This is a genomic window from Azonexus fungiphilus, assembly GCF_003634965.1.
Lineage (GTDB): Bacteria > Pseudomonadota > Gammaproteobacteria > Burkholderiales > Rhodocyclaceae > Azonexus > Azonexus fungiphilus.
Genome location: NZ_RBXP01000001.1, coordinates 49,880 through 75,854 on the forward strand (window position 1 = coordinate 49,880; position 25,975 = coordinate 75,854).

General features: G+C 70.1%; 22 protein-coding genes. 5 read left to right on the plus strand and 17 right to left on the minus strand.

The window, feature by feature from the left end; translation table 11 throughout:
• Positions 1 to 28 precede the first annotated feature (28 nt).
• The 3 genes from hemL to thiD are packed head-to-tail and all read right to left on the minus strand — an operon-like array spanning position 29 to position 2,803.
• The gene (gene hemL, locus DFR40_RS00255) at positions 29 to 1,312 is read right to left on the minus strand and encodes a glutamate-1-semialdehyde 2,1-aminomutase (RefSeq protein WP_121456487.1); all 1,284 of its coding nucleotides are present in this window, start codon (positions 1,310 to 1,312) and stop codon (positions 29 to 31) included.
• Complete coding sequence (gene thiE / locus DFR40_RS00260; protein WP_121456488.1) at positions 1,309 to 1,956, minus strand: thiamine phosphate synthase; 648 nt, start codon at positions 1,954 to 1,956, stop codon at positions 1,309 to 1,311. Before thiE ends, hemL begins: the two co-directional genes overlap by 4 nt.
• Entirely contained in the window at positions 1,943 to 2,803 is an 861-nt protein-coding gene (gene thiD, locus DFR40_RS00265) for a bifunctional hydroxymethylpyrimidine kinase/phosphomethylpyrimidine kinase (RefSeq protein ID WP_121456489.1), read from the minus strand. The genes thiE and thiD overlap by 14 nt, the downstream gene beginning before the upstream one ends.
• Before the next feature lie 201 nt (positions 2,804 to 3,004).
• Here thiD and DFR40_RS00270 point away from each other — a divergent pair, with 201 nt between their 5' ends.
• The 5 genes from DFR40_RS00270 to DFR40_RS00290 are packed head-to-tail and all read left to right on the plus strand — an operon-like array spanning position 3,005 to position 11,846.
• Positions 3,005 to 3,382 (plus strand): response regulator, encoded by a 378-nt coding sequence (locus DFR40_RS00270; RefSeq protein ID WP_121456490.1) that lies wholly within the window; start codon positions 3,005 to 3,007, stop codon positions 3,380 to 3,382.
• Between the two features lie 14 nt (positions 3,383 to 3,396).
• A complete protein-coding gene (locus tag DFR40_RS00275; RefSeq protein WP_121456491.1) occupies positions 3,397 to 3,762 on the plus strand; it encodes a response regulator transcription factor in 366 nt (121 codons plus the stop codon).
• Between the two features lie 7 nt (positions 3,763 to 3,769).
• Positions 3,770 to 4,282: a chemotaxis protein CheW gene (locus DFR40_RS00280; protein WP_121456492.1), complete on the plus strand. Its 513-nt coding sequence runs from the start codon at positions 3,770 to 3,772 to the stop codon at positions 4,280 to 4,282.
• Between the two features lie 39 nt (positions 4,283 to 4,321).
• On the plus strand, positions 4,322 to 6,445 hold the full coding sequence (locus DFR40_RS00285) for a methyl-accepting chemotaxis protein (protein WP_121456493.1): 2,124 nt from the start codon (positions 4,322 to 4,324) through the stop codon (positions 6,443 to 6,445).
• Between the two features lie 19 nt (positions 6,446 to 6,464).
• On the plus strand, positions 6,465 to 11,846 hold the full coding sequence (locus DFR40_RS00290) for a hybrid sensor histidine kinase/response regulator (RefSeq protein ID WP_121456494.1): 5,382 nt from the start codon (positions 6,465 to 6,467) through the stop codon (positions 11,844 to 11,846).
• A 38-nt stretch (positions 11,847 to 11,884) separates the two neighbouring features.
• On the opposite strand, the gene DFR40_RS00295 is transcribed toward DFR40_RS00290, so the two are convergent.
• The 14 genes from DFR40_RS00295 to DFR40_RS00360 form a co-directional block, all read right to left on the minus strand.
• Entirely contained in the window at positions 11,885 to 13,294 is a 1,410-nt protein-coding gene (locus DFR40_RS00295) for a cryptochrome/photolyase family protein (protein WP_121456495.1), read from the minus strand.
• 82 nt (positions 13,295 to 13,376) lie between these two features.
• Complete coding sequence (locus DFR40_RS00300; RefSeq protein WP_121456496.1) at positions 13,377 to 15,602, minus strand: PhoX family protein; 2,226 nt, start codon at positions 15,600 to 15,602, stop codon at positions 13,377 to 13,379.
• Between the two features lie 79 nt (positions 15,603 to 15,681).
• On the minus strand, positions 15,682 to 16,392 hold the full coding sequence (locus tag DFR40_RS00305; RefSeq protein WP_147431263.1) for a hypothetical protein: 711 nt from the start codon (positions 16,390 to 16,392) through the stop codon (positions 15,682 to 15,684).
• A complete protein-coding gene (gene gspM / locus DFR40_RS00310) occupies positions 16,389 to 16,889 on the minus strand; it encodes a type II secretion system protein GspM (protein ID WP_121456498.1) in 501 nt (166 codons plus the stop codon). Before gspM ends, DFR40_RS00305 begins: the two co-directional genes overlap by 4 nt.
• Positions 16,886 to 18,031, minus strand: coding sequence for a type II secretion system protein GspL (gspL, locus tag DFR40_RS00315; RefSeq protein WP_121456499.1), 1,146 nt, complete (start codon positions 18,029 to 18,031; stop codon positions 16,886 to 16,888). The genes gspM and gspL overlap by 4 nt, the downstream gene beginning before the upstream one ends.
• A 5-nt stretch (positions 18,032 to 18,036) precedes the next feature.
• Positions 18,037 to 18,990, minus strand: a complete 954-nt coding sequence (gene gspK / locus DFR40_RS00320) for a type II secretion system minor pseudopilin GspK (RefSeq protein ID WP_121456500.1) — start codon at positions 18,988 to 18,990, stop codon at positions 18,037 to 18,039.
• On the minus strand, positions 18,971 to 19,516 hold the full coding sequence (locus DFR40_RS00325; protein ID WP_121456501.1) for a type II secretion system protein GspJ: 546 nt from the start codon (positions 19,514 to 19,516) through the stop codon (positions 18,971 to 18,973). Before DFR40_RS00325 ends, gspK begins: the two co-directional genes overlap by 20 nt.
• Positions 19,516 to 19,887: a type II secretion system minor pseudopilin GspI gene (gene gspI, locus DFR40_RS00330; RefSeq protein WP_121456502.1), complete on the minus strand. Its 372-nt coding sequence runs from the start codon at positions 19,885 to 19,887 to the stop codon at positions 19,516 to 19,518. Before gspI ends, DFR40_RS00325 begins: the two co-directional genes overlap by 1 nt.
• Positions 19,884 to 20,369 carry a type II secretion system protein gene (locus DFR40_RS00335; protein WP_170160117.1) on the minus strand — a complete coding sequence of 162 codons (486 nt, stop codon included), beginning with the start codon at positions 20,367 to 20,369 and terminating at the stop codon, positions 19,884 to 19,886. Before DFR40_RS00335 ends, gspI begins: the two co-directional genes overlap by 4 nt.
• The gene (gene gspG / locus DFR40_RS00340) at positions 20,341 to 20,775 is read right to left on the minus strand and encodes a type II secretion system major pseudopilin GspG (RefSeq protein WP_121456504.1); all 435 of its coding nucleotides are present in this window, start codon (positions 20,773 to 20,775) and stop codon (positions 20,341 to 20,343) included. Before gspG ends, DFR40_RS00335 begins: the two co-directional genes overlap by 29 nt.
• Positions 20,776 to 20,780: 5 nt before the next feature.
• Positions 20,781 to 21,983, minus strand: a complete 1,203-nt coding sequence (gene gspF / locus DFR40_RS00345; protein WP_121456505.1) for a type II secretion system inner membrane protein GspF — start codon at positions 21,981 to 21,983, stop codon at positions 20,781 to 20,783.
• Positions 21,984 to 21,994: 11 nt separating this feature from the next.
• Positions 21,995 to 23,491 (minus strand): type II secretion system ATPase GspE, encoded by a 1,497-nt coding sequence (gspE, locus tag DFR40_RS00350; protein ID WP_170160118.1) that lies wholly within the window; start codon positions 23,489 to 23,491, stop codon positions 21,995 to 21,997.
• Positions 23,488 to 25,500, minus strand: a complete 2,013-nt coding sequence (gene gspD, locus DFR40_RS00355; RefSeq protein WP_121456506.1) for a type II secretion system secretin GspD — start codon at positions 25,498 to 25,500, stop codon at positions 23,488 to 23,490. The genes gspE and gspD overlap by 4 nt, the downstream gene beginning before the upstream one ends.
• On the minus strand, positions 25,493 to 25,975 hold the full coding sequence (locus DFR40_RS00360) for a type II secretion system protein N (protein ID WP_121456507.1): 483 nt from the start codon (positions 25,973 to 25,975) through the stop codon (positions 25,493 to 25,495). The genes gspD and DFR40_RS00360 overlap by 8 nt, the downstream gene beginning before the upstream one ends.

The following is a 25,975-nucleotide window of genomic DNA, read 5'->3' on the forward strand; positions in this document are numbered from 1 at the left end:
TCGACCGTCAAATCCGGCGAAAAACCGCCTAGCGCTGCGTCGCGAACCAGGCGTCGGCGGCGGCCACGGTCGCCGCGATCTCGACGTCGCTGTGCGCGGCCGAGACGAAACCGGCCTCGAAGGCCGACGGCGCGAAGTAGTGGCCGGCGTCGATCATGGCGTGGAAGAAGCGGTTGAAGGCGTCCTTGTCGCAGGCCAGCACTTCGTCGTAGGTACCCGGGCAGCGCTCGGCGAAGTAGAGGCCGAACATGCCGCCGACGTTCTGCGCGCTGAAAGCGACGCCGTGCTTCTGCGCGGCGGCAACGAGGCCGTCGCACAGCGCCTTGGTCTTGGCGGTCAGCGTCTCGTGGAAGCCCGGCGCTTGAATGAGTTTCAGCGTCGCCAGGCCGGCGGCGGTGGCGATCGGGTTGCCGGACAGGGTGCCGGCCTGATAGACCGGGCCAAGCGGCGCGATCTTTTCCATGATCTCGCGACGGCCACCGAAGGCGCCCATGGGCATGCCGCCGCCGACCACCTTGCCGAAGGTGGACAGGTCCGGGGTGATGCCGAACAGGCCCTGCGCGCTCTTCAGGCCGACGCGGAAGCCGGTCATCACTTCATCGAAAATGAGCACGGCGCCGTATTGCGCGGTCAGGTCGCGCATGGCCTTGAGGAACTCCGGCGTCGGCGCGATCAGGTTCATGTTGCCGACCACTGGCTCGACGATCACCGCGGCGATCTTGTCGCCATGCGCCTTGAAGGCTTCGGCCAGCCCCTGCGGGTCGTTGTAGGTGAGGACCATGGTCGTTTCGGCGGTGCCGGCCGGGACGCCGCCCGACGACGGATTGCCGAAGGTGAGCAGGCCGGAGCCGGCCTTGACCAGCAGATGGTCGGCGTGGCCGTGGTAGCAGCCCTCGAACTTGACCAGGATGTCGCGACCGGTGAAGCCGCGCGCCAGGCGGATGGCGCTCATCGTCGCCTCGGTGCCGGACGAAACCAGGCGCACCATGTCGAGCGACGGCACCATGGCGCAGAGCAGGTCGGCGATCTCGACTTCCTTCTCGGTCGGCGCGCCGAAGGAGAGGCCGTCGACCACCGCGGCCTGCACGGCGGCGATGACTTCCGGGTGGGCATGGCCGAGGATCATCGGGCCCCAGGAGCCGACGTAGTCGGTGTACCACTTGCCGTCGGCGTCCTGCACCTGGCTGCCGGCGCCCTTCTGGAAGAACAGCGGCGTGCCGCCGACCGAGCGGAAGGCGCGCACCGGCGAATTGACGCCGCCGGGGATGTGTTTCTGGGCGCGGGCGAAGAGTTCTTCGTTACGGGAGGTCATGACTGGGCTTCCTCGAAAAGTCGTTGATAGGCGGCGGCACGGGCAGCGATGTCCGGCGCCGAAAAGAGATCGGTGATCACGGCGAGCAGGTCGACGCCGGCGGCGAGCAGCGTCGGCGCATTGGCGGCGGTGATGCCGCCGATCGCGCAGACCTTGACGGTCAACGCGGTTTTTGCCCGGAAAAACAGGTCGACCGTGGCGTTTGCCGCCTCCGGCTTGGTCGGCGACGGAAAGGCGGCGCCGAAGGCGACGTAGTCGGCGCCGGCTTGCTCGGCGGCCTGCGCCCGCGCCAGGTCGGCGTAGCAGGAGGCACCGAGGATCTTCTCCGGGCCGAGCAGGCGGCGGGCCTGCGCGAGGTCGCCGTCGTCGCGGCCGAGGTGGACGCCGTCGGCATCGACCAGTCGGCACAGCGCCAGATCGTCGTTGATCAGCAGCAGCGCACCGTGGCGCAGCGTCGCCGCGCGCAGCGCGCGGGCGCGCGCCAGGCGTTCTGCCATCGGGCTCAGCTTGTCGCGCAGCTGGACGACCCGGCAACCGCCGGCCAGCGCCGCCTCGACGTCGGCGAGCAGCGCGCCGCCGTCGGCCCGTTCCGGCGTGACCGCGTACAGTCCGCGTAGCCGGGCGAGCTGCTCAGGATTGGCCATCTTTGCCGTCCTTGCCGTCGGCCTCGTCGTCGCGCGCCCAGAACAGGCGATCGGGAATGAACTGGCCCATGCCGCCGCGGAAACCGTGCTTGAGCGCCTGCCAGGTGTAGTCCTGGGCGTCGCGCACCGCCTCCTCGACGCTGGCGCCGCCGGCGATGCAGCCGGCGATCGCCGAGGCCAGCGTGCAGCCCGAGCCGTGGTAGCTGCCGGGCAGGCGCTCCCAGCGGTCGTGGCGGATCACGCCGGATTCGCCGTAGAGGGTGTTGACCACCTGCGGCGTGTTCTCGTGGGTACCGGTGATCAGCACGTACTGCGCGCCCATCTCGATCAGCCGGGCGGCGCAGACGTCGAGCCCGGGTTCGCCGTCGTCCTCGTCGCTTTCGGCGAGCCGGCGCGCCTCGGGGGCGTTGGGGGTGATGATCGTGGTCTGCGGCAGCAGCATCTCGCGCATCGCCGCGATCACTTCCTCGCCGGACAGGTCGTCGCCACGGCCGGAGGCTAGCACCGGGTCGAAGATCAGCGGAATCTCGGGGTAGTCGCCGACGATCTCGGCCACCGCCAGGACGTTCTCGACGCTGCCGAGCAGGCCGATCTTGAAGGCGGCCACCGGCATGTCCTCAAGCACCGTCCGCGCCTGCTGCTCGAGCAGTTCGGCGGCGACCGGATGCAGTGACTGGACGCCGGTGGTGTCCTGGACGGTCAGTGCGGTCAGTGCGGTCAGCGGGTGGCAGCCGAGGCTGGCCAGGGTCAGGATGTCGGCCTGGATGCCGGCGCCGGCGGACGGGTCGCTGGCGGCGAAGACGAGTACCTGCGGCGGATTGGCCGGCGGGGTCGGGGTGGTCTGCATGATCGGGAACGCTGGTTCGAAGGCAGAATTCTATCCGATTCGCGCTGCCGGCCGGGTTTCCTCCGCTTATGCCTGGCGAGTTACGGTTTGCCGAACGGCAGCGGTTCCGTAGTAAGATGGCTGCTCCAAGCAAAGTGCGCCAAGAGACACTCAGGGGGCAGTGAATTGACTGATTTATCGAGACTGCGCGGCGTCCGCGTGATGGTCATCGACGACAGCAACACGATACGCCGCAGTGCCGAGATCTTTCTCGTGCAGGCCGGCTGTCAGGTCGTTCTCGCCGAGGACGGCTTCGATGCCCTGGCCAAGATCGCCGATCACCAGCCCGCGGTGATCTTCTGCGACATCATGATGCCCCGCCTCGACGGCTACCAGACCTGCGCACTGATCAAGAAGAACCCGCGTTTCAAGGCCACCCCGGTGATCATGCTGTCGTCCAAGGACGGCCTGTTCGATCGCGCCCGCGGTCGCATGGTCGGCTCCGACCAGTACCTGACCAAGCCCTTCACCAAGGACAGCCTGCTGCAGACCGTCGCCAGCTTCGCACTGGCGCCGGAGATGGAAGAACTCAAACCGTAGTCCAGGGAGCAACAATGCCCGTCAAGAACATCCTCGTCGTCGACGATTCCCCCACCGAACGCTTCTTTGCGGTCGATCTGCTGAGCAAGGCCGGTTACCTGGTCGCCACCGCCGAGAACGGCGAAGAAGGCATCGCCAAGGCCAAGGCGACCAAGCCCGACCTGATCCTGATGGACGTGGTCATGCCCGGCCTGAACGGCTACCAGGCGACGCGGACGCTGACCCGCGACGAGGAAACCAAGCACATCCCGGTCATCGTGTGCACCTCGAAGGGCCAGGAGACGGACAAGATCTGGGGCTTGCGCCAGGGCGCCGTCGATTACCTGGTCAAGCCGCTCAATCCGCAGGAACTGCTGCAGCGCATCGCCGCCCTGCCCTGAGATCGCCATGGCCCGCAAGAGCAGTCTGCGCGATTTTCAGGCCTACCTCGCCGGTCGCCTCAGCGACGCGGCGCAGGGGCACGGGGGCGCTTCCTGGCTCGGCCTCGAGATCGCCGGCGAAGGCTGGCTGATCGACCTGTCCGACGGCGGCGAGATTGTCCAGGCGCCGCAGCTGGCGCCGGTACCGCTGGCGCGGCCGTGGTTTTCCGGAATTGCCAACGTCCGCGGCAATCTCTATGCGGTCACCGACTTTGCCGCCTTCCTCGGCGCCCAGCCGACGCCGCGCAATGCCAATGCCCGGTTGCTGCTGATCGGCGTGCGCCACGGCTCGAACGCGGCGCTGCTGGTCTCGCGCATGCTGGGCCTGAAGAAACCCGAGAATTTCGAGCTGCTGCCCGCCGACGACGCATTCCGCGCCTGGGGTCGGCAGCGTTTCAGCGACGCCGACGGCAGGGTCTGGCGCAAGCTGGCCGTGCGTGAACTGCTCGCCGACCAGGATTTCATGAACATCGGACTATAAGAGCTGGCCCGCGCCGACGGGTCGCAGTGGAGGATAGAAATGGCTTTGCGCTTCAAACTCCCGAAATTCGGGGCCGCCAAACAGAATGTGTCGCCGCTCACCGTGACCGGGGACGAGCCGCTGTCGAAGGCGAAGACGGCTGCGGCCGGGCCGGGTTTCCTGGCCGGCAAGACGGCAGTCCAGCAGATGAAGATCCTGGCGGCCATCTTCTTCGGCCTGCTGCTGGTAATCGCCATCCTGGTCGCCCGCGACAACCGCGATTCGTCGCAGGCGACCGCCTACGTCGCCGCTGCCGGTGAAATGCGGATGCTCTCGCAGCGCCTGGCGAAGGCCTCGTCGCTGGCGCTCCAGGGCAACCCGGTGGCGTTCGCCCAGCTCAAGGAATCGCGGACCACCTTCGGCGACCTGATGGACAAGCTGACCCGCGGCGGCGAACTCGGCAGCGTCAGCGTGCCGGCCTCGCCGGCGGCGGTGCAGGCCCAGCTCGATACGCTCAGCCAGCGCTGGGTGCAGACCGACAAGGACGCCGAGACGGTGATCGGCCAGGAAAAGAACCTGATCGCACTGGGCAAGAACGTTGCCACCATCGACGACAACAACGCGATCATGCTCGAACTGACCGAGCAGGTCGCTGCGCTCAAGCTGCAGGCCGGCGCCACCGCCCGCGAGATCGCCGCGGCCAACCAGCTGGTCATGCTGACCCAGCGTATCGCCAAGAACGCCTCGGCGCTGCTGGTCGGCGCCGAGATCAACCCGGAAGTCGCCTTCCTCCTCGGCAAGGATACCAACAACTTCCGCGACCTGATGCAGGGCCTGGCGCGTGCCGGCGATGCCGATTCGCGGGCCAAGGTCGAGGCGCTGGAAGCTGCCTTCAAGGACTACGAGTCGGCGATTTCCGGCATCCTCGGCAACATGCAGCCGCTGGTCCTGTCCAAGCAGGCCGGCTCGCGCATCTTCCGTGACAGCGAGGACCTGCTCAAGGCAACCGACGAACTGGCGCGCGGCTATCAGGAAGCGCTCAGCGGCCGGGCCCTGTTCATCGTCGCGATGATCGTGCTGATCGGCGCCGCCCTCAGCGTGCTGACGATGCTGGTGCGCGTCTACCGTGACGATGCCGAGCGGCGGACCCAGGAAGTCGAGAAGCAGCGCGTCGCCTCGGAAAACGCCAACCGCGAGAACCAGGACGCCATCCTGCGTCTGATGAACGAACTCGGCGACCTCGCCGACGGCGACCTGACCGTTACCGCCACCGTGTCCGAGAACATCACCGGCGCCATCGCCGACTCGATCAACTACACCATCGAAGAACTGCGCGTGCTGGTTGGCCGCATCAACGATGCGGCCAACCGCGTCACGGCGGCGACCGAAATTGCCCGTCAGACATCGGCCGAACTGCTCCAGGCTGCCGAGCGCCAGTCGAGCGAAATTCAGGAAGCCGGCCAGTCGGCGCTGGCGATGGCACGGTCGATGAACGAGGTTTCCGGCAACGCCAGCCAGTCGGCGCAGGTTGCGAACCAGTCGCTGATGGCCGCTGAAAAGGGGACGCTGGCGGTGCAGGACTCGATCAAGGGCATGAACGAAATCCGCAACCAGATCCAGGAAACCTCGAAGCGGATCAAGCGTCTCGGCGAAAGTTCGCAGGAGATCGGCGAAATCGTCGAACTGATTTCCGACATTACCGAACAGACCAACGTGCTGGCGCTCAACGCCGCCATCCAGGCGGCGTCGGCCGGCGACGCCGGGCGCGGCTTCACGGTCGTGGCCGAGGAAGTGCAGCGGCTGGCCGAACGTTCCGGCGAAGCGACCAAGCAGATCGCGGCGATCGTCAAGACGATTCAGACCGACACCCAGGATGCCGTCTCCGCCATGGAACAGTCGACTCAGGGCGTGGTCGAGGGCGCCAAGCTTTCCGATGCCGCCGGTCAGGCGCTGGCCGAGATCGGTCAGGTTTCGCGCAATCTCGCCGAACTGATCCAGAGCATTTCCAGTTCGACGCAGAGCCAGGCCAATTCGGCAACCCACGTCGCCCGCCTGATGCAGGACATCCTGCGCGTCACCGAGCAGACCACCGCCGGTACGCAGCGTACCGCCGAGGCGGTCGACGAACTGTCCGCGCTGGCTTCCGAACTCAAGGGCTCGGTTGCCGGCTTCAAGGTCGATTGAGCCATCCACGCGAGAGAGCATGAACGCGGCAACTGAATTCGATTTGGGCCCGCTGACGTGGGTCAAGGGCGAGATCGACCAGGCGCTCGGACGCGCCGAGGAAGCGCTGGCCGAATACGTGGCGACCGCCGACGCAACCCAGCTGAAGTTCTGTCGCACGCACGTGCACCAGGTGCACGGGGCGCTCGACATCGTCGGCCTGAACGGCATCACCGAACTCAGCGAATCGATCGAGGCAGCCCTGCTGGCGCTCGAGGAGGGCGGCCTGGCCGAACCCGCGACGGCGCCGACCGTCGTTCGCGAGGCACTGGGAGCCTTGCGCCAGTATCTCGACGACCTGATCGCCGGCGAGCCGCACCGGCCGCTGCGCATGTTGCCGACCTGCGCCCGCCTGGCCGAATTGCGCGGTTTGCCGCCGGTGCACCCGGGCGACCTGTTCTATCCCGATCTCAGCCTGCGGCCGCCGCGCTCGACGCTGGTGCCGCCGACGCTGGCGCCCGACGAAACCAGGAAGGTCCTGCGCAAGCAGCGGATGCGTTTCCAGAAGGGCCTGCTCAAGTGGCTGACCGAGCCCGAGCAGCGTCCGGCCGGTCGGGCGGCGATGGCCGAGGCGCTGGCGGCGATCGAGGCGATCCAGCCGACGCCGGGTGCCCGTTCGTTCTGGTGGGTGTCGCAGGCTTTCCTCGAGGCGCTCGATGATCCCGAGGTTTCTGCCGATCACCTAGCGCGCCAGCTGTGCGCCCGCATCGACCTGCAGATCCGCCGCCTGCTCGAGGGGTCCGGCAACCTTGCCGAGCGCGTCATGCGCGAGGCCCTGTACTACGTCGCCCGGACGCCGGCCCAGCCCGACTCGCTGATTGCCCAGGCCCAGCAGATCTTCGACCTGCCGGCCCAGCTGCCGGCGACGGCGCCGGTACAGACGCTGCCGAAGGCGCAGGAGCAGGCCTTGCGCCGGCTGCGCGAACTGCTCGTCGGCATCGAGGAGGTCTGGAACAAGTATTGCGCCGGCAGCCCGGCCAGTCTGGCCACCTTCGCCGAACAGGCAAGGGCCTGTGCCCAGGTCACCGGCGAACTCGGCCACACCGATCTCAAACGGCTCGGTCAGGCGCTCGCCGCGATCGCCGGCTGGCTGCAGGAAGATGCCGGCCGCTTCAACGATGGCGTGGCCATGGAAGTGGCGACGGCGATCCTGCTGCTGCAGAATGCGCATGAAAATTTCCGCCGGCTGGGCGGCGATTTCGCGCAGCAGGTCGACCTCATGGTCGATCGCATCCATGCCAGCATTGCCGGCCGTCCGGCAGCCGGCGGCGATGTTCCGCTGCTCGACGAGATGACCCGCCGGGCCCAGGAAAGACTGCTGATTGCCCAGGTCGGTCGCGAAATCCAGAACAACCTGGCGCAGATCGAACAGACGCTCGACGCCTTCTTCCGCAATCCCGCCAAGGGCTTCGAGATGCCCTTGCTGGAAGCACCGCTGAAGCAGATCAGCGGCGCGCTGGCGATGCTCGGGCATTTTTCCGCGGTCAACAGCCTCAAACGCACGATTTCCCGCATCGAGGCCTTTGCCGTCCCGGATTACCAGCCGGTCGACGGCGATTTCCAGGGCGTTGCCGACGAACTGTCGCTGCTCGGCTTCTTCATCGACTCGCTGCAGCATGGCGAGACCAGTTTCGATGCCTTCGTCCGCCGGATGAACGGTGACGAGGCCGGTGCCGCGGCGCTGCGCCAGGAAGCGCTCAGTGTCGAAGCCGAACTCGCGCAGCAGGCGCGCGAGACGCGGGCGCTCGCCGAAGCGCTGCGCGAGACGCCGGACGACGCCCGGTTGCAGGACGAACTGAAGCAGAATCTCGAAGCCATCCAGAAGGATGCCGATCTGGTCGCCGACCGCGAGCTCGGCGAATCGGCCAAGGCCGTGCTGGCGGCACTCGAATCCGGCGAACAGGTCGATGTCGCGCTTTCCGGCTTGCGCGTGCCGCAGGTCGAGGCGCCGCAGCCGTCGGCGGCGACCTTGCAGCTGGCTGGTTCGAGCCATGAGGAAATCGACGCCGAACTGCTCGCCATCTTCATCGAGGAAGGCCACGAGGTGCTCGCCGAGATGGCTCTTCAGAAGGAGCGACTGGCCGCCGATGCGCACGATCTCGAGGCGCTGACGACGATCCGTCGCTGCACCCACACGCTGAAGGGCTCCGGACGCATGGTCGGCCTGGTCGATTTCGGCGAAACCGCCTGGGCCGTCGAGCAGACGCTCAACCTCTGGCTGCGCCAGGATCTGGCGGTGACGCCGGAGTTGCTGGCCCTGATCGATGCCGAGCACGCACTGTTCTCGGCCTGGGTCGAACAACTTGCCAGCGGCAGCGGAACGGCGCCCGATGCCGGTGCCTTGATCGCGCTGGCCGCCAGCTTGCGCGGCCAGGGCGAGGCAGCCGAGGCGCCCCTGCCGGCCGCCGTGCCGACGCCGGTGACGGCGGAGGCGCTGTCCGCCCCGGCCCAGGCAAGCGTTGCCGAGGTCGCAGCGGCGTCGGTCGACGACGGTTTCCCGGAACTCGAAGGCGGATTTGAGCTCGACCTGCCGGAACTCGCCGCCGAGCCGTCAGTGGCAGAGGTGCAGCCAGCCGACGAAGCGTCGGTCGCCGACGAGGCGCCGGCCGACAGCGCCGCGCCGCAGACGCTCTACGACATTTTCCGCGATGAAGCGCGCGGTCACCTGCAGACGCTGGTCGACAGCTTCGCCGAACTCGAACATGCGCCGGCCCAGCCGACGACCTTCGAGATGACCCGGGCTGCCCATACGCTCGGCGGCATTGCCGCGACAGTCGGCCTGATGCCCCTCAACCACCTGGCGATCGCCCTCGAGCATGCGCTCTTGCGCCGCGACGGCGCCGCCCAGCCGGACAGCGTCGAAGGCCTGGAGACCGTGCGTCAGGCGATCCTGACGCTGGCCGAAATGTTCAACGGGCTGGTCGACCAGCAGGCGCCGGAAGAGCAGCCGCAACTGATCGCCGGGCTCGACGAGGTCTATCCCCCGGCGCCGGTTGCCGATGCGCCGGCAGCAAGCGGCGACGGCGAAGGCGGCGCGCGCATCATCCCGTTGCCCGGGCTGAAGCCGCTCGAAGCGGTGATCGACGAACTGCCGCCGGCCGCCGAGCCGCCGCGCCAGCTGACCGACGAGCTCGACGAGCAGCTGTTGCCGATCTTCCTCGAGGAAGCCGCCGACCAGGTCCGCGAACTGACCGAACAGCTGCGCGCATGGCGTGCCGCCCCCGATGACGGTGCACCGGCGCAGGCGATCGCGCGGCTGCTGCATACCTTCAAGGGCAACGCCCGGATGGCCGGGGCGATGAACCTCGGCGAGGCCACCCACTTGCTCGAGGCGCGCGTTCAGGAAGCCCTGCGCGCCGGCAGCGCCAGTGCGGCGCTGATCGACGAGGTCGAGGCCGGTTGCGATGCGCTGGCGCTGGCTGCCGAGCATCTGCGGAGCGGGCCGCCGGAATCGCCGCCGGCCGCGGTCGTCAGCGAGACGCCGGCTGCCGCGGTGCCGGCGGCGACGCCGCTGGCCGAGCCGGAGAGCGAGGCCGAAGGCCAGCGCGCGATGCTGCGGGTTCGTGCCGACCTGATCGATCGCCTGGTCAACGAGGCCGGCGAGCTGTCGATCGCGCGCGCCCGGATCGAAGGCGAGATGCGCAGCCTGAAGACCTCGCTGCTCGACCTGACCGAGAACGTCATCCGCCTGCGCCGCCAGTTGCGCGAGATCGAAATCCAGGCCGAAGGCCAGATCCAGGCGCGCGTCGCCCAGGCGCACGACGGCCAGGCCGAGTTCGATCCACTCGAGCTCGACCGCTTCACCCGCTTCCAGGAGCTGACCCGCTTCATGGCCGAGTCGGTCAACGACGTCGCCACGGTGCAGCAGAACCTGCTCAAGAACCTCGACGACGCCAATGCGGCGATCCTCGCCCAGGCCCGTCTCAACCGCGGCCTGCAGCAGGAACTGATGGGCGTGCGCATGCTGCCCTTCGCCAGCCAGGCCGAGCGGCTGTACCGGATTGTCCGGCAGACGGCGAAGGAGGTCGGCAAGCGGACCAATTTCGACATCGTCGGCGGCCAGGTCGAAATCGACCGCTCGGTGCTGGAAAAGATCATGGCGCCGATCGAGCACATGCTGCGCAATGCCGTCAGCCACGGCATCGAGGCACGTGAGCAGCGGCTGGCGGCGGACAAGCCGGAGACCGGCGAAATCGTCCTGCGTCTGGCCCAGGAAGCCAACGAAATCATCCTCAGCCTGAGCGATGACGGTCGTGGTCTCGACCGCGAGCGCATCCGTGCCCGTGCCGTCGAACTCGGGCTGTTGCCGGCCGAGCAGTCGGTGAGCGACGCGGCCCTGTTCGATTTCATCTTCCAGCCCGGATTCTCGACCGCTACCGAGCTGTCGCAGGTGGCTGGCCGCGGCGTCGGCATGGACGTCGTCAAGACCGCGGTCGCGGCGCTTGGCGGCCGCATCGAGATCGTCAGCGAAAATGGCCAGGGAACGACCTTCCGGCTCTACCTGCCGCTGACGCTGGCGGTCACGCAGACGCTGCTGGTCCGGGTCGGCAGCCAGCTCTACGCGGTGCCGTCGACGATGATCGAGCAGGTGCTCGAGCTCAAGGAAAAGGGCCTGGCGGCGATCCGCGATGCCGGCGAGGCCGAATGGCAGGGCCACCGTTACCCCTTCCACTTCCTGCCGCACCTGCTTGGTGATGCCGGCGCGTTGCCCGAGGCACATCGGCAGTACTGGGTGCTGCTGCTGCGTTCCGGTTCGCAGCGCGTCGCGGTGCTGGTCGATGAACTGCGCGGCAACCAGGAAGTCGTCGTCAAGAACATCGGCGCCCAGCTCGCCCGTGTCGTCGGCATCGCCGGCGCGACGGTGCTCGGCGACGGCCAGGTGGTGCTCATCCTCAACCCGGTGGCGCTGGCCAGCCGCGGCAGCCAGTCGGCGACGGCGAACGCGCCGGTGGTGCCGGTCGAGGCGGCAGCGGCGCCGGTGATTGCCCACCTGCCGACGGTGATGGTGGTCGACGATTCACTGACCGTGCGCAAGATCACCAGCCGCCTGCTGCTGCGCGAGGGTTACCAGGTGGTCGTCGCCAAGGATGGCGTCGATGCGCTCGAGCACCTGATCGACACGCTGCCCGACGTCATCCTCTCGGATATCGAGATGCCGCGCATGGACGGCTTCGATTTCGTCCGCAACCTGCGTGCCGACGAGCGCCTGCGCGACATCCCGGTGATCATGATCACCTCGCGTACCGCCGACAAGCACCGCAACTACGCGCTCGAGATCGGGGCCAACCACTACCTCGGCAAGCCCTACGACGAGGACGAGTTGCTCGGCCTGCTCGCCGGCTACTGCGGAAAAACCGCGTAAATCGGAGGTCGACCGCAAGATTTTGCGGTCGACTGCCGTCAAACCGCCTTTTTCACCACCGCGTAACGCGCCAGTGTCTGCTCGCGCGCCGCGGCGTGGTCGACGATCGGTCCCGGATAGTCGCGGCCGATGACGATGCCGAGCGCTTCCTGCTCGAGCCGGCCCATCGTCCACGGGGCGTGGATGAACTTGTCCGGCACCCGGGCCAGTTCCGGCACGTAGCGGCGGATGAACTTGCCCTCGGGGTCGAACTTCTCCGACTGGGTCACCGGGTTGAAGATGCGGAACCAGGGCTGCGCATCGCAGCCGCTCGATGCCGCCCACTGCCAGCCGCCGTTGTTGGCCGACAGGTCGAAGTCGTTGAGCTGGTCGGCGAAGTATTTTTCACCCAGTCGCCAGTCGAGGCCGAGGTCCTTGCACAGGAAGGAAGCGACGACCATGCGCAGGCGGTTGTGCATCCAGCCGCTGTGGTTCAACTGGCGCATCGCCGCATCCACCAGCGGGTAGCCGGTGCGGCCCTGCTGCCAGGCGGCCAGGCCTTCCGGCCAGTCGGCCCAATTGATGGCGTCGTATTCGGGTTTGAAGGCGCGGTCGACGACCTGCGGGAAGCGGTCGAGAATCATGAAGTAGAAATCGCGCCAGATCAGTTCGTTGAGCCAGCTGTCGGCCTGCTCGGCAAGCGCCGCGGTGACCAGTTCGCGGATCGAGATGGTGCCGAAGCGCAGGTGCACCGACAGATAGCTGACGCCCCTGATCGCCGGGAAATCGCGCAGTGCCCCGTAGCGGCGGATGCGGCCGGCGCGGAACTCGTCCCACAGCTGGCGGGCGCCAGCCATGCCGGGAACGATGCCGAGCTCGCCGAGATCGGTCGGCGCGAAGCCGAGGTCGGCCAGCGTCGGCAGGTTTTCCGGCACTGGTGCGAAGCGACCCGGCGCCGAGAGCGGCGCGTGGTCGGCGGCGCTCAGGCGCTTCAGCCAGGCGTTCTTGTAAGGTGTGAACACCGTGTACGGGCGGCCGGCGCCGGTGAGCAGCTCGTCGCGCTCGAAGATCGCCTGGTCCTTGAACAGCTGCAGGCTGCCGCCGCTTGCCGCCAGCTGCCGGGCGACGGCGGCGTCGCGCGCCTTGGCCGCCGGTTCGTAGTCGCGGTTGGCGTAGACCGCATTCACGCCCAGTTCGGCGGCCAGCCGGGGAAGCTCGTCGGTGGCGCGGCCGTGGCGGACGATCAGCCCGCCGCCGCGGCTGCGCAGCGCGGCGTCGAGTTGCTGCAGGCTGGCGTGGATGAAGTCGACGCGGCGGTCGTTACGCGTCGGCAGCGCGTCGAGGATGTTGCGGTCGAAGACGAAGGCGCAATGCACCGGGCGGCCACTGGCCAGTGCGGCGGCGAGGGCGGCATGGTCGTGGTCGCGCAGGTCGCGGCGGAACCAGACGAGGACGGGCGTGTTTTCCATCGGCCGATTATACGGGCCGCCGCGGTCGACAAAAAAAGGGCCGCGCCGGTCAGGCTGCGGCCCCTGCTGGCAGCGGCGGAGATCAGGCGCCGATCAGGCCGCCGTCGTTCTTGGTGATGACCACTGTCGTCGAGCGCGGCCGGGCAGTACCGCCGTCCGGCCAGTGGCTTTCGTAGTTGGCCGGGATCGCGATGTCGCCGGCGGCGGTGTTTTCACCCGGGTGCTGGATGTTGACGAAGATCGTCTTGCCATCCGGCGTCTCGGTGATGCCGGTGATCTCGCAGCCCTTCGGGCCGACCAGGAAGCGGCGCAGCGTCGCCGGCGTCGCGTCGGTGCCGGCGTAGGTCGTCACCGTCTGGTCGGCGCCGGCGTTGCTCGGCACCGCCACGTTGGTGACGCTGACTGCGCCGCCGTCGCCGTATTTGCCGGGGAGGGCGGCCAGCATCATGCAGTTGGTGACGTCGGTGTAGGCGCCGTCGTCGGTCTGCAGCCACATCAGGCCGGGGACCGCCTGGCTGAACCAGAGGCCGTCCGGGCTCGAGAAGTTGTTGTCGTCGGTCAGGCCGGAGATGTTGACCGAGGCATTGCCGAACTGGTCGTCCTCGGCGCCGAACAGGTAGACGTCCCAGTTGAAGCCGGTCGCCGACGGGTCGCCGCCGCTTTCGTGGATACGCACGATATGGCCGTTCGGGTTGCCGGTGCGGCCCTCGCCGTCGTTGTAGTAGCGCGGGTTGGCGGCGTCCAGGCCCTTCGACTTGCCGCCGGTGGACAAGCCGGTGGTGCCGCGCGACGAGTTGTTGGTCAGGGTCACGTAGATGTCGCCGGTGACCGGATGCACGTCGGCCCACTCCGGCCGGTCCATCGGCGTCGCGCCGACCGCGTCGGCGGCCAGGCGGCAGTTGATCAGGACGTCGGCCTGGTCGGCAAAACCGTAGGCGGCAGCGGCGATCGCCGGATTGGCGATGTTCAGCTCGGTCCAGGTGCCGGAACCGTCGGCGTTGAAGGTGGCGACGTAGAGCTTGCCGTCGTCGAGGTACTTGTTGCCGCTGGTCAGGCCGCCGTTGGCGTCAGCCGGGTCCCAGTTGGCAGTGGACACGTACTTGTAGATGTATTCGTTCTGCGCGTCGTCGCCCATGTAGTAGACGATCGGCTTGCCGGCAACGGCCTTGGCCGGCATCGCGCCCTCGTGGCCGAAGCGGCCCAGCGCGGTACGCTTGCGCGGCGTTGCGGCCGGGGCGAAGGGATCGATTTCGACGACCCAGCCCATGGTGTTGGCGGCGTTGCGGTAATCGGCGGTGGCGTCGGCGCCGCTCGGGGTGACATCCCAGCGGGTGTACAAGCCGACGCCGCTGGTGTCGCCACCGGCCGGGTTGGCCCAGCCGTAGCTGCCGTTGCTGGCGCCGGAACCCATGTAGCGGTTCTGTGCGGCGGCTGGCTTGGCGCCCAGCGTGGCGCTGGCCGGGCGCTTGAAGTAGCCGGCCCAGTTTTCCTCGCAGGTCAGGTAGGTGCCCCAGGGCGTGACGCCGTTGGCGCAGTTGTTGAGCGTGCCGCGGGTGGCGGTGCCGGCGTTCGAGTACGGCGTCACCAGCAGGTCGTCGCCGGCTGCCGGGCCGCTGATCGTCATCTCGCTGGCGGCGGTGTAACGGCGATTGAAGCCGGACAGCGTGTTGACCGAGAAGGTCGCGCCCTTGACCACCTCGATCACCGAAACGCCGTGCGCGTTAACTTCCTTGTCGATCTGGGCGACGACGCGGGCGGCCGAGTTGAAGCCGGCGGCAACGTCGGCGGCGCTGTGCAGGAAGATGCGGGTGATGTTCTCGTGGTTCATGCACAGCAGGCCACGCGCGGCATTGCTCAGGTCCTTGGCCAGGCCGCTGCTGTTGAGGCCGAAATAGGCCATGCCGTCGTGGTGGTCGCCGGCGCGGAACTGGAAGCTGGCGGCGCTGTCCGTGCCGTCGTTGAGGTAGGCGGCGGTGGTGGTGTTGATCGGGTCACCGAGGCGGTAGAGCGCGTTGGCGGTGTAGCCGGTGGGCACGCGCAGCAGGTCGTCGGTGCCGCGGGCGACGGCGGTGAAGCCGAGCTTGAAGGCGTTGCTCTTGTTGCTGCCGCCACCGCTGCTCAGGCAGCCGCTCAGGCCGACGCTCATGAAGCTGCCGGCGGCCAGGCCGAAGCTGCCCTTGAGCAGGTTGCGGCGGGACAGGCGGGCGTCGAGGATGCTGGCGAAATCCGTGTTGCCGGAGACGTTCCTGGAAACGTCGTCACAGCCGTTGGGCGAGTCGGGATGATGCTTGGTCAGTTGCTCGGACATGGGGCTTGCTCTCGATGGGTGGGTAGAAAAGAGGCGCCATTATCGGGAACGCAGATGACGCGCGAATGACCGGCTTGTTTCAATCCAGGCCCAGTGAGACTTTCCAGGCGTCCGGCCGGCCCGGCACCGGCTGGCCGAGCAGTCCGAGATAGGGGCCGAGCGTGCTGCGGACGGTGTCGTCGAGGCTGACCACGGCCTCGATCCGGCCATCGGCGATTTGTCCTTCGCCGGCGATCGCCGGCCGCCGGCCGCCGGCAAAATTGCCGCGCAAACCCTGTCGACCGTCAAATTCCCAGTCGAGCCGGTAGTCGCCGAGCGCCTCGCCGGCGAGCAGCGGGCTGGCCGCCTGCCGCCAGTCGACGCGACCGCCGGCCGCCAGCCTGGGCGGCCAGTCGGCGTCAAGCTGCAGGCGGGTCGGGCCGAGGCGCAGCGTGCCCTGCCATTCGCCAGCCGGCAGCTGCAGCGCCGGCTGGCCGAGGATGGCGGCAGCCGGCACGGCGATGCCGTCGATCTCGATCCGGCGCAGCGCCGGCCAGGCGATTTCGCCGCCGTCGAGGCGCAGGCGCAGGTAGGCGTCGGGGGCGGGCAGGCGCCAGTCGATGGCGCCGAGTGCGAACCAGCGTTCGCCGCTGCGCAGGAACAGCCGGCCGCCGCCGCGCCAGGCGCTGCCGTGGCTGTCGGCAATCCGGCAATGGCCGGCACAGGCCCGTTCGGCAACCAGGGCGACGATCTGTGCCGGCAGCGTCGCCAGCAGTGCCAGCCCGCCGAGCAGCAGCAGGCGCACTCTCATCGGGCGCCGTTGCCGCTGCGATAGACAGCCTCGATGCGGATCCGGCCACCTTCGCCGTGCACCTGGCAGCGCGCCAGGTGCAGCCGGTATTCCTGCTGCATGGCGGCGCTCCAGCGCAGCCACCGGGCCGGCTCGACGTAGCCGCTCAGGCTCAGGCTGCCATCGCCTTGCCAGCGCCCGACGACGTCGGCGCCGAGTTCGCCGAGGCGTGGCGCAAGCGCCCGCTCGACGACGTCGGCCCGGGGTGGCGGCGGGGCTTCGCCAATTTCCCGCCAGGCCGCGCCCAGTGCCGCGACGCGGGCGGCTTCGGCGGCCAGCACGGGGAGCCGGCGGGCCTGTTCGCGCCGGGCCGTGTCAAGCAACCACAGCAATTGCGCCGCGATCGCCACTGCCAGGACGGCGGCCAGGCGGCGCAGTGCCTGCTGTTCGCGCGGCGAGCGCTGGCGCCAGCAGGCACTGCCGCGCTGGCGGAGGGCGTTCAGCCAGGTGGCGTTCATGGCGTCGCTCCGCTCAGCGTGAATTCGCTGCGTCCGCCGCCGGTGCTCGCTTGCCAATGCTGGCCGCGGCGGGCGGCAGCGGCGGCGAGCATGGGCAGCGCCTCGTCGGGCAGCGTCAGGCTGCCGCTGAGGCGGCCGTTGTCGTAGCTCAGTGCCTGCACGCGCGCGGTTTCCGGCAGCTCGCCGAGCGTTGCCGCCAGCATCAGGAAGTCATCGTCGGCGAGCAGGCCGGCGCCCCGGCGCGCGGCGCCGACCGCCTGCGCCAGCTGGCGGGCCGGGTCGACCAGCGGTACGCCGGGCAGCACAGCGCGGAATTCGCTGGCGATCTGCTGGCGCAGTTCGCGGATCTGCCAGGCCTGCCACAGCCACTGGCCGGCGCCGAGGGCGATCACCGCGGCGCCGAGGAAGCCGGCCAGGCGCAAGGCCGGCCTGGCGTGGCGGGCGAGGATGCCGGGCGGGCGCGGCGGCGCCAGTTCGCCGTCGAGGAAACCGGGGCCGGGCGGCAGCTGCAGCGCCGGCGGCGGCCCGCCGATGGTCAGCAGCGGGTGGTCGGTGCCGAGTTCTGCCGCCAGCCGGCGGTCGCGTTCGACGTCGGCATCGAGAACGTGCACTGGCAGCGGGGCAGCGTTCGCCGGCCAGGGCCAGTCGGCGAGCGGGGTGTCGATCGGCAGGGCGATCCCGGGCAGATCGACGCTGTCGCCGCACAACCAGGCGGCCGGGGTGGCCAGCGCCAGCGCCAGCGGCCAGGCCGCCTGCGGTGACCAGCCGAGTTCGCGCAGCAGGCCGACCAGGGCCGCCAGCCGGGCGTGGGCGACGACGCCGACGGCCGTGCTCCCGGCATCCGTCGGGCCGAGCGCGAAGGCCAGCTGCTCGGGGGCTTCGAGCAGGGTTTCCTCGAGCGCCGCGCCGACCACCGCTGGCCGGCGTCCGCCCGGGCCGGGCGGCAGTCGGGCCGGATGCACGGCGACCTGATGGCCGGCGAGCAGCAGGCGGCAGGGGCGCGGGCCGGCCTCGACGGCGCCTGGCCAGGTGGCGGGTTCGCCGCAGCCGTGACGGAGCGGCTGGCCGTCGCCGGGGTCGAGCAGCCAGGGACAGTCGCGGCGGTGTTGCGGCCAGTCGGGCGGAATGATCAGCGTCAGCATCGAAGTCACAAGAGGGTTAGCCAGAGGAGACGGGGCAGCTCGCCGGCGGTGCGGCGGTGGACCAGGGCGAGCGCGCGGCTGCGGGCACGTCCACGGTCGACGCTGACCTGGAGCAGAAAATGGGCGCTGGCGGCGGCGATCGGCAGCAGGCTGCCGGGCAGCCCGGGGTCGCCGAGACGGTTGCGGAAATCGGCGCTGTCGCGGAAGGGCAGGCTGCGCCGGCTGTCGGCGAGGGCGCGCGCGGCGCCCGGCGTGAGGCCGGGTTGCAGCGCCGAGAGCACTTCCGGGCTGGCGGTGTTGACGTTGACCGGCTGCCGTCCGGCGAGCACGCAGACGTGCGGGCGCAGGCGGGCGAGCACGGCCGGGGTGTAGCCGCGCACCCGTTCGAGAATGCCCAGGCTGGCCAGCGGCCGGCCGCTGCCGCTGGCGTTCTCGTAATCGGCGGCCTCGGCGCCGGCGGCACGCCGACTGTCGTCGGCGTCGAGCCAGTCGGCGAGCGTGTCGGCGAGTTCGGGCGGGAGTCCGAGCACGGCCAGCAGGCGCAGGTAGGCGGCATAGGCCTGCAGATCGATGTCGCCGCCTTCGTGACGCAGGTTGTTGAGGTTGAAGCGGCCCTGCAGGTCGACGATGCGGCCGCGGATTTCGGCGCCCTCGTGGCGCAGCGGCGGCAGTTCGCGTGCCCAGTCCTCGAGCAGCGTGTCGGTGGCGCTGTTCGCGGCGTCGGCGGCGAGCAGGCGGCGGCCGTAGGCGATGCCGTTGCGCGCCAGTTCGCCGGCCTGGGCCTTGTCGCGGGCGAGCGCGACGTGCTCGATCCAGGCATCGATGGCGGCCAGCAGCCCGGCGGCGCTGGCGGCGACGATGGCGACCAGCAGCATGGCGCTGACCACGGCCGCGCCGTGTTGCGGTCGGCCGCCTGGCCGCGCGCTTTTTCGCCGCGCGTCAGTCGGCTGCGGCGACATCGAAGATCCTTTCGATCACGCCGCCCTCGGCCAGCGTCAGGCGCAGGCGCAGCGCCCGCGGCAGTCCGGCGCCGGCGGTCGGCGGCCACGCCTCGCGCCACTGGTTGCCGGCGTCGAGGCTGGCCAGCTCGAGGCCGGCGACGCCGTCGAGCAGGCGCCGTCCGGGCCCCGGCGCGGCAGCGTCGACGGCCGGCCAGGCGAGCAGTTCGAGCTGTTGTTCTTGCCAGCGGTAGGTGCTGCGGCGGAGCGCCGCGCCGTCGTCGGCGATGCTGTTCAAGCTCAGTTCAGCCGGTTGCCGCGTCTGGCGCCAGCTGTCGATGCCGGGCAGGACGACCGCCTGGCGGACGTCGCCGGCGATGCGGGCGAGTACCAGGTCGATTTCCTGCCAGCGTGCGGCCTGCTCGCCGAGGCGCGCGGCCTGGCGCGTCGTCGCCTCGAGGCCGCGATAGCCGAGGACGCCGAGCAGCGCCAGCAGGCTGACGGCGACGACGATCTCGATCAGCGTGAAACCCTGCTGGATGCGCATCAGGGACGCTCCAGGTGGCCGACGAAGGTGGCCAGCGGCGGGCCGTCGGCGGCCTCGGCCGGGTGCACGCTGATCTCGAAGCGGCGGAAATGCCCCTGTGCCGCCGGCCTGACCTGCAGCTGCCAGGCGAAGTCGCGGCCGGCCATGCGGCTGTTGCCGCGGTGCGTTCCCGGGGCCGGCCAGGCGCGCGTCGCGTGCAGCCAGGCGGCCTGGTTTTCCGCCACCCAGCCGGCCAGCTGGCGTTCGCGCAGGCCGGCGGCGCTGTCGGCGGCGGTCAATCCGGCCCGGCTGGCGGCGGCCAGACCGAGGGCGAGGATGGCCAGGGCGACGAGCACTTCGAGCAGCGTGAAGCCGCTGGCAGCAGTCTTCATGGCCGTGCCTCGAGGCTGATGCGGCCGCTCGGCTGGCCGGCGATGCGCCAGCGCCCGCCGGCGTCGGCCAGGTCGACGGCGAACAGCGGCGGGACTGCGGCGAAGACGATGCGGCGGACGCCGCCGCGGACCTCGCCGTCGATCTCGACGCGTTCGAGGCGGAAGCCCGGCGGCAGTGGCAGGTGGTTGCCGTCGCTGCCGCTCGCGGCGCGCCAGCGCCCGTCGTCGTCGACCAGCAGGCGGCCGCCGTCGGGCCCGATTTCCCAGGCCCACGGCCGGGCTTCGGTACGTGCCCGGCGCGCGGCGGTGGCGGCCTGCGCCTGCCAGGCCTGGACGGCGGCGCGGCGCTCGCCGGCACGCGGGTCGGGCAGGGTCAGCGCGACGCCGCCGGCGACGATGCCGATCACCGCCAGCGCCACCAGGACCTCGACCAGCGTGAAGCCGGTGTCGGGCCTACAGCGCCCAGTTGCCGATGTCCGCATCCTGGCCCTCGCCGCCGGCGACGCCGTCGGCGCCGAAACTGAAGACATCGATCTCGCCGCGCAGCCCCGGGTTGAGGTACTGGTAGGGCTGGCCCCACGGGTCGCGCGGCAGGCGTTCGACATAGCCGCCGGCCTTCCATGCCTCCGGCAGCGGGGCCTGGCCGGGTTTTTCGACGAGCGCCTGCAGCCCCTGCTCGGTGCTCGGATAGCGGCGATTGTCGAGGCGGTAAAGCTTGAGCGCCTGGAGCAGGCCGCCGATGTCCTGGCGGGCGGCGGCGACGCGGGCTTCGTCGGGCCGGCTCATCACCTTGGGGACGACCAGCGCGGCGAGGATGCCGAGGATGACGACGACGACCATGACTTCGATCAGGGTGAAGCCGGTCTGGCGGAGGTGGTTTTGGGACATGGCGTTCAGTGCAGCAGTTGGTTGATTTCGATGATCGGTTGCAGGATCGCCAGCACGATGAGCAGGACGATGCCGCCCATGGCCAGGATCAGCAGCGGTTCGAGCAGGCTGGTCGCGGTGGCGAGCCGGGCGCTGACCTCGTCGGCCTGCTGGCGGGCGGCTTTTTCGAGCATCTCGCCGAGTCGGCCGGAAGCTTCGCCGCTGCCGATCATGTGCACCAGCAACGGCGGAAAGAGGCGGGAGCGGCCGAGTGCCCGCTGCAGCGTCGCCCCTTCGCGGACTTCGCCGGTCGCGGCCTGCAGCGCCCGCCGCAGCGGCAGCAGCCAGACCACTGCAGTGCCCGCGTGCAGCGCGGTGAGCAAGGGCACGCCGCTGCCGGCCAGGATCGCCAGCGTCTGTGCCAGGCGGGCGCTGTCGAAGGCGACGGCCAGCCGGCCGAGCACCGGCAGCCGCATCAGGCGGGCCTGCAGCGTCTCGCGCCAGGCCTCGCGGCGCCAGGCGCGGCGTCCGCTCCACAGGGCCAGCGCGGCGCCGGCAACGAGCCCGGGCCAGGTCAGGCGCAGCAGGTCGCTGGCGGCGATCAGCAGGCGGGTGAGCAGCGGCAGTTCCTGCCGGCCGTTCTGGAAGACGGCGACCACCTGCGGCACGACGTAGAGCATCAGGGCGCCGACCACGGCGGCGGCGACGACGACCACCAGCGCCGGATAGATGGTCGCCTGCAGCACCTTCTGGCGCAGCGCGCCGCTGCTTTCGAGATTGTCGGCGAGGCGCAGCATGACGCGGTCGAGCTGGCCGCTCTGCTCGCCGGCCGCGACCAGCGCGCAATAGAGGCTGCCGAAGCTGTGCGGATGGCTGGCCAGGGCGCGGTGCAGCGGATGGCCGGCGCGCAGTTCGTCGCGGATGGCGGCGAGCAGCGTCCGCGTCGCGGCCTCCTCGCTCTGCTCGATCAGCGCCGCCAGCGCCGGCTCGACCGGAATGCCGGCGGCCAGCAAGGTCGCCCACTGGCGGGTGAGCAGCATCAGCGCCGCCGGACCAAGGCGCGGCGCCGTCGTCGCCTGACCGGCCCGCGTCTCGCCGGCGACCATCTCGTAGGCGACCAGGCCTTGCTGGCGGAGCTGGCTGCGGGCCTGGCGGGCGCTCTCGGCGTCGATGACGCCGGCGACTTCGCGCCCGTCGGGGGCGATCGCGCGATAGCGGAAGTGGCTCATCGGGAGGGTCCTCAGCCGGCGCGGGTAACGCGCAGCAGTTCCTCGAGCGAAGTTTCGCCGCTGCGCAGCCAGCGCAGCCCGTCCTCGCCGAGCAGGCGCAGGCGCCGTTCGCCGCGCTCGCCGGCCTGTGCCGCTGCGCGCAGCGCCGCCTCGCCGCGGGCCTGGTGGATCAGCGGGCGCAAGCCGTCGTCGACCTCGAGCAACTCGTACAGGCCGAGTCGCCCGAGATAGCCGGTGTGGGCGCAGGCCGGGCAGCCGACCGGATGCCACAGGCGTTCGATTTCCGGCGGTAAACCGGCGTCGACCGTCAGCGGCCCGGGTTGCCGGCAGTGCGGGCAGAGGCGGCGGACCAGGCGCTGGGCGAGCACGCCGAGCAGCGAAGACGATAGCAGGAAGGGCTCGATGCCCATGTCGGTCAGTCGCGTCGCCGCGCTGGCCGCGTCGTTGGTGTGCAGGGTGGCCAGCACCAGGTGGCCGGTCAGGCTGGCCTGGACGGCGATCTGCGCGGTTTCGGCGTCGCGGATCTCGCCGATCATGACGACGTCCGGGTCCTGGCGCAGGATCGCCCGCAGCGCCTTGGCAAAATCGAGCTCGATGCGGGGGTTAACCTGGGTCTGGCCGATGCCGGGCAGGTCGTATTCGACCGGGTCCTCGACCGTCATGATGTTCAGCCGGCGGGCGTCGAGCCGCGACAGCGCGGCGTACAGCGTCGTCGTCTTGCCCGAACCGGTCGGCCCGGTGACCAGCAGGATGCCGTGCGGCTGGCGGATCAGCCGGTCGACCCGGGCCAGCGTGTCGTCGGCCATGCCCAGCCGGGCCAGGTTGAGGCGGGCCGGGTCCTTGTCGAGCAGGCGCATGACCACCCGTTCGCCATGGCTGGCCGGCAGCGTCGACACGCGCACGTCGACGCCGCGGCCGGCGATCCGGACGCCGATGCGGCCGTCCTGCGGCAGCCGCTTCTCGGCGATGTCGAGGCCGGCCATGATCTTGATCCGCGAGACCATCGCCGCATGCAGCGCGCGCTTCGGCGAGACCACGTCGTGGAGCACGCCGTCGAGCCGGAAGCGCACCACCGAGTGGCGCTCGTAGGGCTCGACATGGATGTCGGAGGCGTTCTCGCGCGCCGCCTGGGTGAGCAGCGCGTTGATCATGCGGATGATCGGGGCGTCGTGCTGGCTGTCGAGCAGGTCCTCGACCGGCGGCAATTCCTCGACCAGGCGGGCGATGTCGAGGTCCTGGCCGATGTCGCTGGCGACCTCGGCGGCACTCTGCTCGCCGCCGGCGTAGGCGGCGCCCAGGCGGCGCTCGAACTCCTCGGCGGCGAGGGCGCGCGGGCGCAGCGCCCGGCCGCTGGCGCGGGCGATTTCGGCGAGCGCGGCGAGGGGCGGCCGGCCGTCGGCGGTGAGCCGGTATTCGACCTCGATCGCCTCGGGTCCGGCGACGCCGGCGAGCACGCCGGCGCCCCGGGCAAAGGCGTAGGGCAGGCGGAAGCCCGGCGTGCCGATCACGGACGCTTCCCCGTCGGTGCTGCCGGTTCGGGCAGGCGCGGTGCGTCGCGCTCGCCCCAGGCCGGCGGGTGGTTCTCCTGCTGGCGCTTCTGGGCGTCGAGCAGCTGGCTGTAGCGATCCTCGGTCAGGCCGTCGTAGTCGCGCTCGTCGCGGACGATGCGCGGGCGCAGGAAGACCATCAGGTTGGTCTTCTTGCGGCTGCGGTTCTCGTAGCGGAAGAGGTTGCGCAGCACCGGGACGTCGCCGAGCACCGGCACCTTTTCCTCGTCGCTGCCGAGGTTGTCCTCGATCAGGCCGCCGAGTACCAGCAGCCGCCCGTCGTCGACGAGCACGCTGGACTCGAGCGAGCGCTTGTTGGTCACCGGTCCGGACGCATTGCCGGCAGTGCCCGATTGCACCGAGGAGGCTTCCTGGTAGATCTGGATGTGCACGACGCCGCCTTCGGTGATCTTCGGCTTGACCTTCAGCGTCAGCCCGACATCGCGCCGCTCGTAGGTCTGGAAGGGCGTCACCGAGGTGCTGCCGGCGGTGGTGCTGTAGGCGCCGGTGACGAAGGGCAGGTTCTGGCCGATGACGATCTTCGCTTCCTCGTTGTCCAGGGTCATGATGCTCGGCGTGGACAGGATGTTGGCGCGGACCTCGCTCTCGAGGAAGCGGGCGAGCAGGCCGAGATTGGTGATGGTGCCCAGTCCGGGAACGTTGATGGTGCCGTTGACCACGCCGAAGTTGAGGCCGCCGCCGGTGTTGGCGATGCTGGTCGCGGCCGAGACGATGTTCTGGCCGCTGCCGCCGAACTTTGTGCCGCCGATCACGCGCACGCCCTTTTCGCCGAGTCCGCTGAGGTCCTGCCACTGGATGCCGAACTCGGCGGCGCGTTCGGCCGAGAGTTCGACGATCAGCGCTTCGATGTGCACCTGGGCGCGGCGCCGGTCGAGCATCGCGATGACGTTCTGCAGGTTGGCGAAGATGCCTTCCGGGGCGGTGATGATCAGCGAGTTGCTGGCCGCGTCGGCCTGGATCGTGCTGCCGGGGAGCAGCGCGCTGGCCGGGGTCGCCGGCGCTTCGGCCGCTTTTCCCTGCGTGCTGCTGCCCGGCGCAGGCGCGGCGGCTGCCGGCGCCGCGGCGTTGGTCGTTTCGCCGCCGAGCAGCGCCCGCAGCGTGTCGGCGATGCGCGTCGCGTCGGCGTGCTTGAGGTGGACGACGCGGATGTTGCCGAGTCCGGCTTCCGGCTTGTCCATGGTGGCGGCGATGCCCGCCGCACGCATCAGCAGGCCGGGGTTGTCGGCGCGCAGAAACAGTCGGTTGCCGCGCAAGTCAGTGCTCACCGCCAGCCCGCCGGCGCTGCCGCCGGGAAAGAGCTGCTGCAGGTTGCGGGCGACCTCGAGGGCGGAAACGTGGCGCAGCGTCAGCACTTGCGGATCGTTGGCCTGGGGCACGTCGATCGCCGCCAGGATGCGTTCGATGCGGCGCAGGTTGTCGGCCGATTCGGAAATCAGCAGCGTGTTGCTGGCGGCGTTGGCGGTGATCGACTGGTTGGCCCCGATCAGCGGCTTCAGGGCGTTGACCAGTTGCGGAGCCGATTCGTAGCGGACCTGGAAAACGCGGGTGATGATCTGCTCGCCGCCGTTGCCCGGGTCGCGCACCGGACCCGATTGCATGCGGGCGTCGGCTTCCGGCAGCACGCGCGTGACGTTGCGCCCTTCGACGACGGCGAAGCCTTGCAGGCGCAGGGCGGCGACCAGTGTCTGGTAGGCGACTTCGGGCGTCACCGGACTGCCCGAGACGATGTTGATGGTGCCCTTGACGCGCGGGTCGATGACGAAGTTGCGGCCGGTCATCTGGCCGATCGCCTTGATCGCCGACTCGACGTCGGCGCCGACGAAGTCGATCGCCATCGGTTCGCGCGGCGCAGCGGCGGCGAGCGGCAGCAGGCAGGCGGCGGCGAGCAGGCCGCCAAGCAGGCGGACGCGGGCGGCGGATGCGCGCCGGCAAGGGGAGGTTTCAGTCATCGGGGTGGGGGTCGGGGTTGGGTTGGGCGGCTTGCGGCAGGCTCAGGCGCTGCTCGCCGGCGCTGCCGGCAAGGATGACCTGGCCGCGCTCCACGCGCTGCAGGCGCAGACCGGGCATGATTTCGTCGCCGACCGCGGCGACCAGCAGCCGGCTGTCGCCTTCGCGCCGGAGCAGCGCCCGTGCCTGGGCCGGATCGCCGGAGGCGGCGGTGCCGACCAGCAGCAGGTTGCCCGGCGTCGCTGCGGCCGTCGCGCCGCCGGCGAACTGCAGGCGCTGGGCGAAGGTCTCGGTGACCGCCACCGGCCGGCGTTCGACCGCGACCGCCGGGGCCGGCGTCGGCGGCAGCAGGCCCCAGGCCAGGTCGGCCAGCAGCCAGCAGCCGGCAGCGGCAACCGCCAGCGTCGCCGCCCGGCCGGCGAGGCGGAGCGGCAAGTCGGGCCGGGCGACGAGACGGGAAACGAGGGTGGCAGGCAT

What these genes read in the sequence shown, in the direction of transcription:
- DFR40_RS00305 (WP_147431263.1), bottom strand. Translation starts at nt 16,392, where the DNA reads ATGAGAGTGCGCCTGCTGCTGCTCGGCGGGCTGGCACTGCTGGCGACG.
- gspM (WP_121456498.1), bottom strand. Translation starts at nt 16,889, where the DNA reads ATGAACGCCACCTGGCTGAACGCCCTCCGCCAGCGCGGCAGTGCCTGC.
- DFR40_RS00275 (WP_121456491.1), top strand. Translation starts at nt 3,397, where the DNA reads ATGCCCGTCAAGAACATCCTCGTCGTCGACGATTCCCCCACCGAACGC.
- gspI (WP_121456502.1), bottom strand. Translation starts at nt 19,887, where the DNA reads ATGAAGACTGCTGCCAGCGGCTTCACGCTGCTCGAAGTGCTCGTCGCC.
- gspK (WP_121456500.1), bottom strand. Translation starts at nt 18,990, where the DNA reads ATGTCGCCGCAGCCGACTGACGCGCGGCGAAAAAGCGCGCGGCCAGGC.
- gspF (WP_121456505.1), bottom strand. Translation starts at nt 21,983, where the DNA reads ATGAGCCACTTCCGCTATCGCGCGATCGCCCCCGACGGGCGCGAAGTC.
- gspG (WP_121456504.1), bottom strand. Translation starts at nt 20,775, where the DNA reads ATGTCCCAAAACCACCTCCGCCAGACCGGCTTCACCCTGATCGAAGTC.
- DFR40_RS00290 (WP_121456494.1), top strand. Translation starts at nt 6,465, where the DNA reads ATGAACGCGGCAACTGAATTCGATTTGGGCCCGCTGACGTGGGTCAAG.
- DFR40_RS00335 (WP_170160117.1), bottom strand. Translation starts at nt 20,369, where the DNA reads ATGCGGACATCGGCAACTGGGCGCTGTAGGCCCGACACCGGCTTCACG.
- gspD (WP_121456506.1), bottom strand. Translation starts at nt 25,500, where the DNA reads ATGACTGAAACCTCCCCTTGCCGGCGCGCATCCGCCGCCCGCGTCCGC.
- DFR40_RS00360 (WP_121456507.1), bottom strand. Translation starts at nt 25,975, where the DNA reads ATGCCTGCCACCCTCGTTTCCCGTCTCGTCGCCCGGCCCGACTTGCCG.
- thiD (WP_121456489.1), bottom strand. Translation starts at nt 2,803, where the DNA reads ATGCAGACCACCCCGACCCCGCCGGCCAATCCGCCGCAGGTACTCGTC.
- DFR40_RS00300 (WP_121456496.1), bottom strand. Translation starts at nt 15,602, where the DNA reads ATGTCCGAGCAACTGACCAAGCATCATCCCGACTCGCCCAACGGCTGT.
- DFR40_RS00285 (WP_121456493.1), top strand. Translation starts at nt 4,322, where the DNA reads ATGGCTTTGCGCTTCAAACTCCCGAAATTCGGGGCCGCCAAACAGAAT.
- gspL (WP_121456499.1), bottom strand. Translation starts at nt 18,031, where the DNA reads ATGCTGACGCTGATCATTCCGCCCGACTGGCCGCAACACCGCCGCGAC.
- DFR40_RS00325 (WP_121456501.1), bottom strand. Translation starts at nt 19,516, where the DNA reads ATGCGCATCCAGCAGGGTTTCACGCTGATCGAGATCGTCGTCGCCGTC.
- DFR40_RS00280 (WP_121456492.1), top strand. Translation starts at nt 3,770, where the DNA reads ATGGCCCGCAAGAGCAGTCTGCGCGATTTTCAGGCCTACCTCGCCGGT.
- DFR40_RS00270 (WP_121456490.1), top strand. Translation starts at nt 3,005, where the DNA reads ATGGTCATCGACGACAGCAACACGATACGCCGCAGTGCCGAGATCTTT.
- hemL (WP_121456487.1), bottom strand. Translation starts at nt 1,312, where the DNA reads ATGACCTCCCGTAACGAAGAACTCTTCGCCCGCGCCCAGAAACACATC.
- DFR40_RS00295 (WP_121456495.1), bottom strand. Translation starts at nt 13,294, where the DNA reads ATGGAAAACACGCCCGTCCTCGTCTGGTTCCGCCGCGACCTGCGCGAC.
- thiE (WP_121456488.1), bottom strand. Translation starts at nt 1,956, where the DNA reads ATGGCCAATCCTGAGCAGCTCGCCCGGCTACGCGGACTGTACGCGGTC.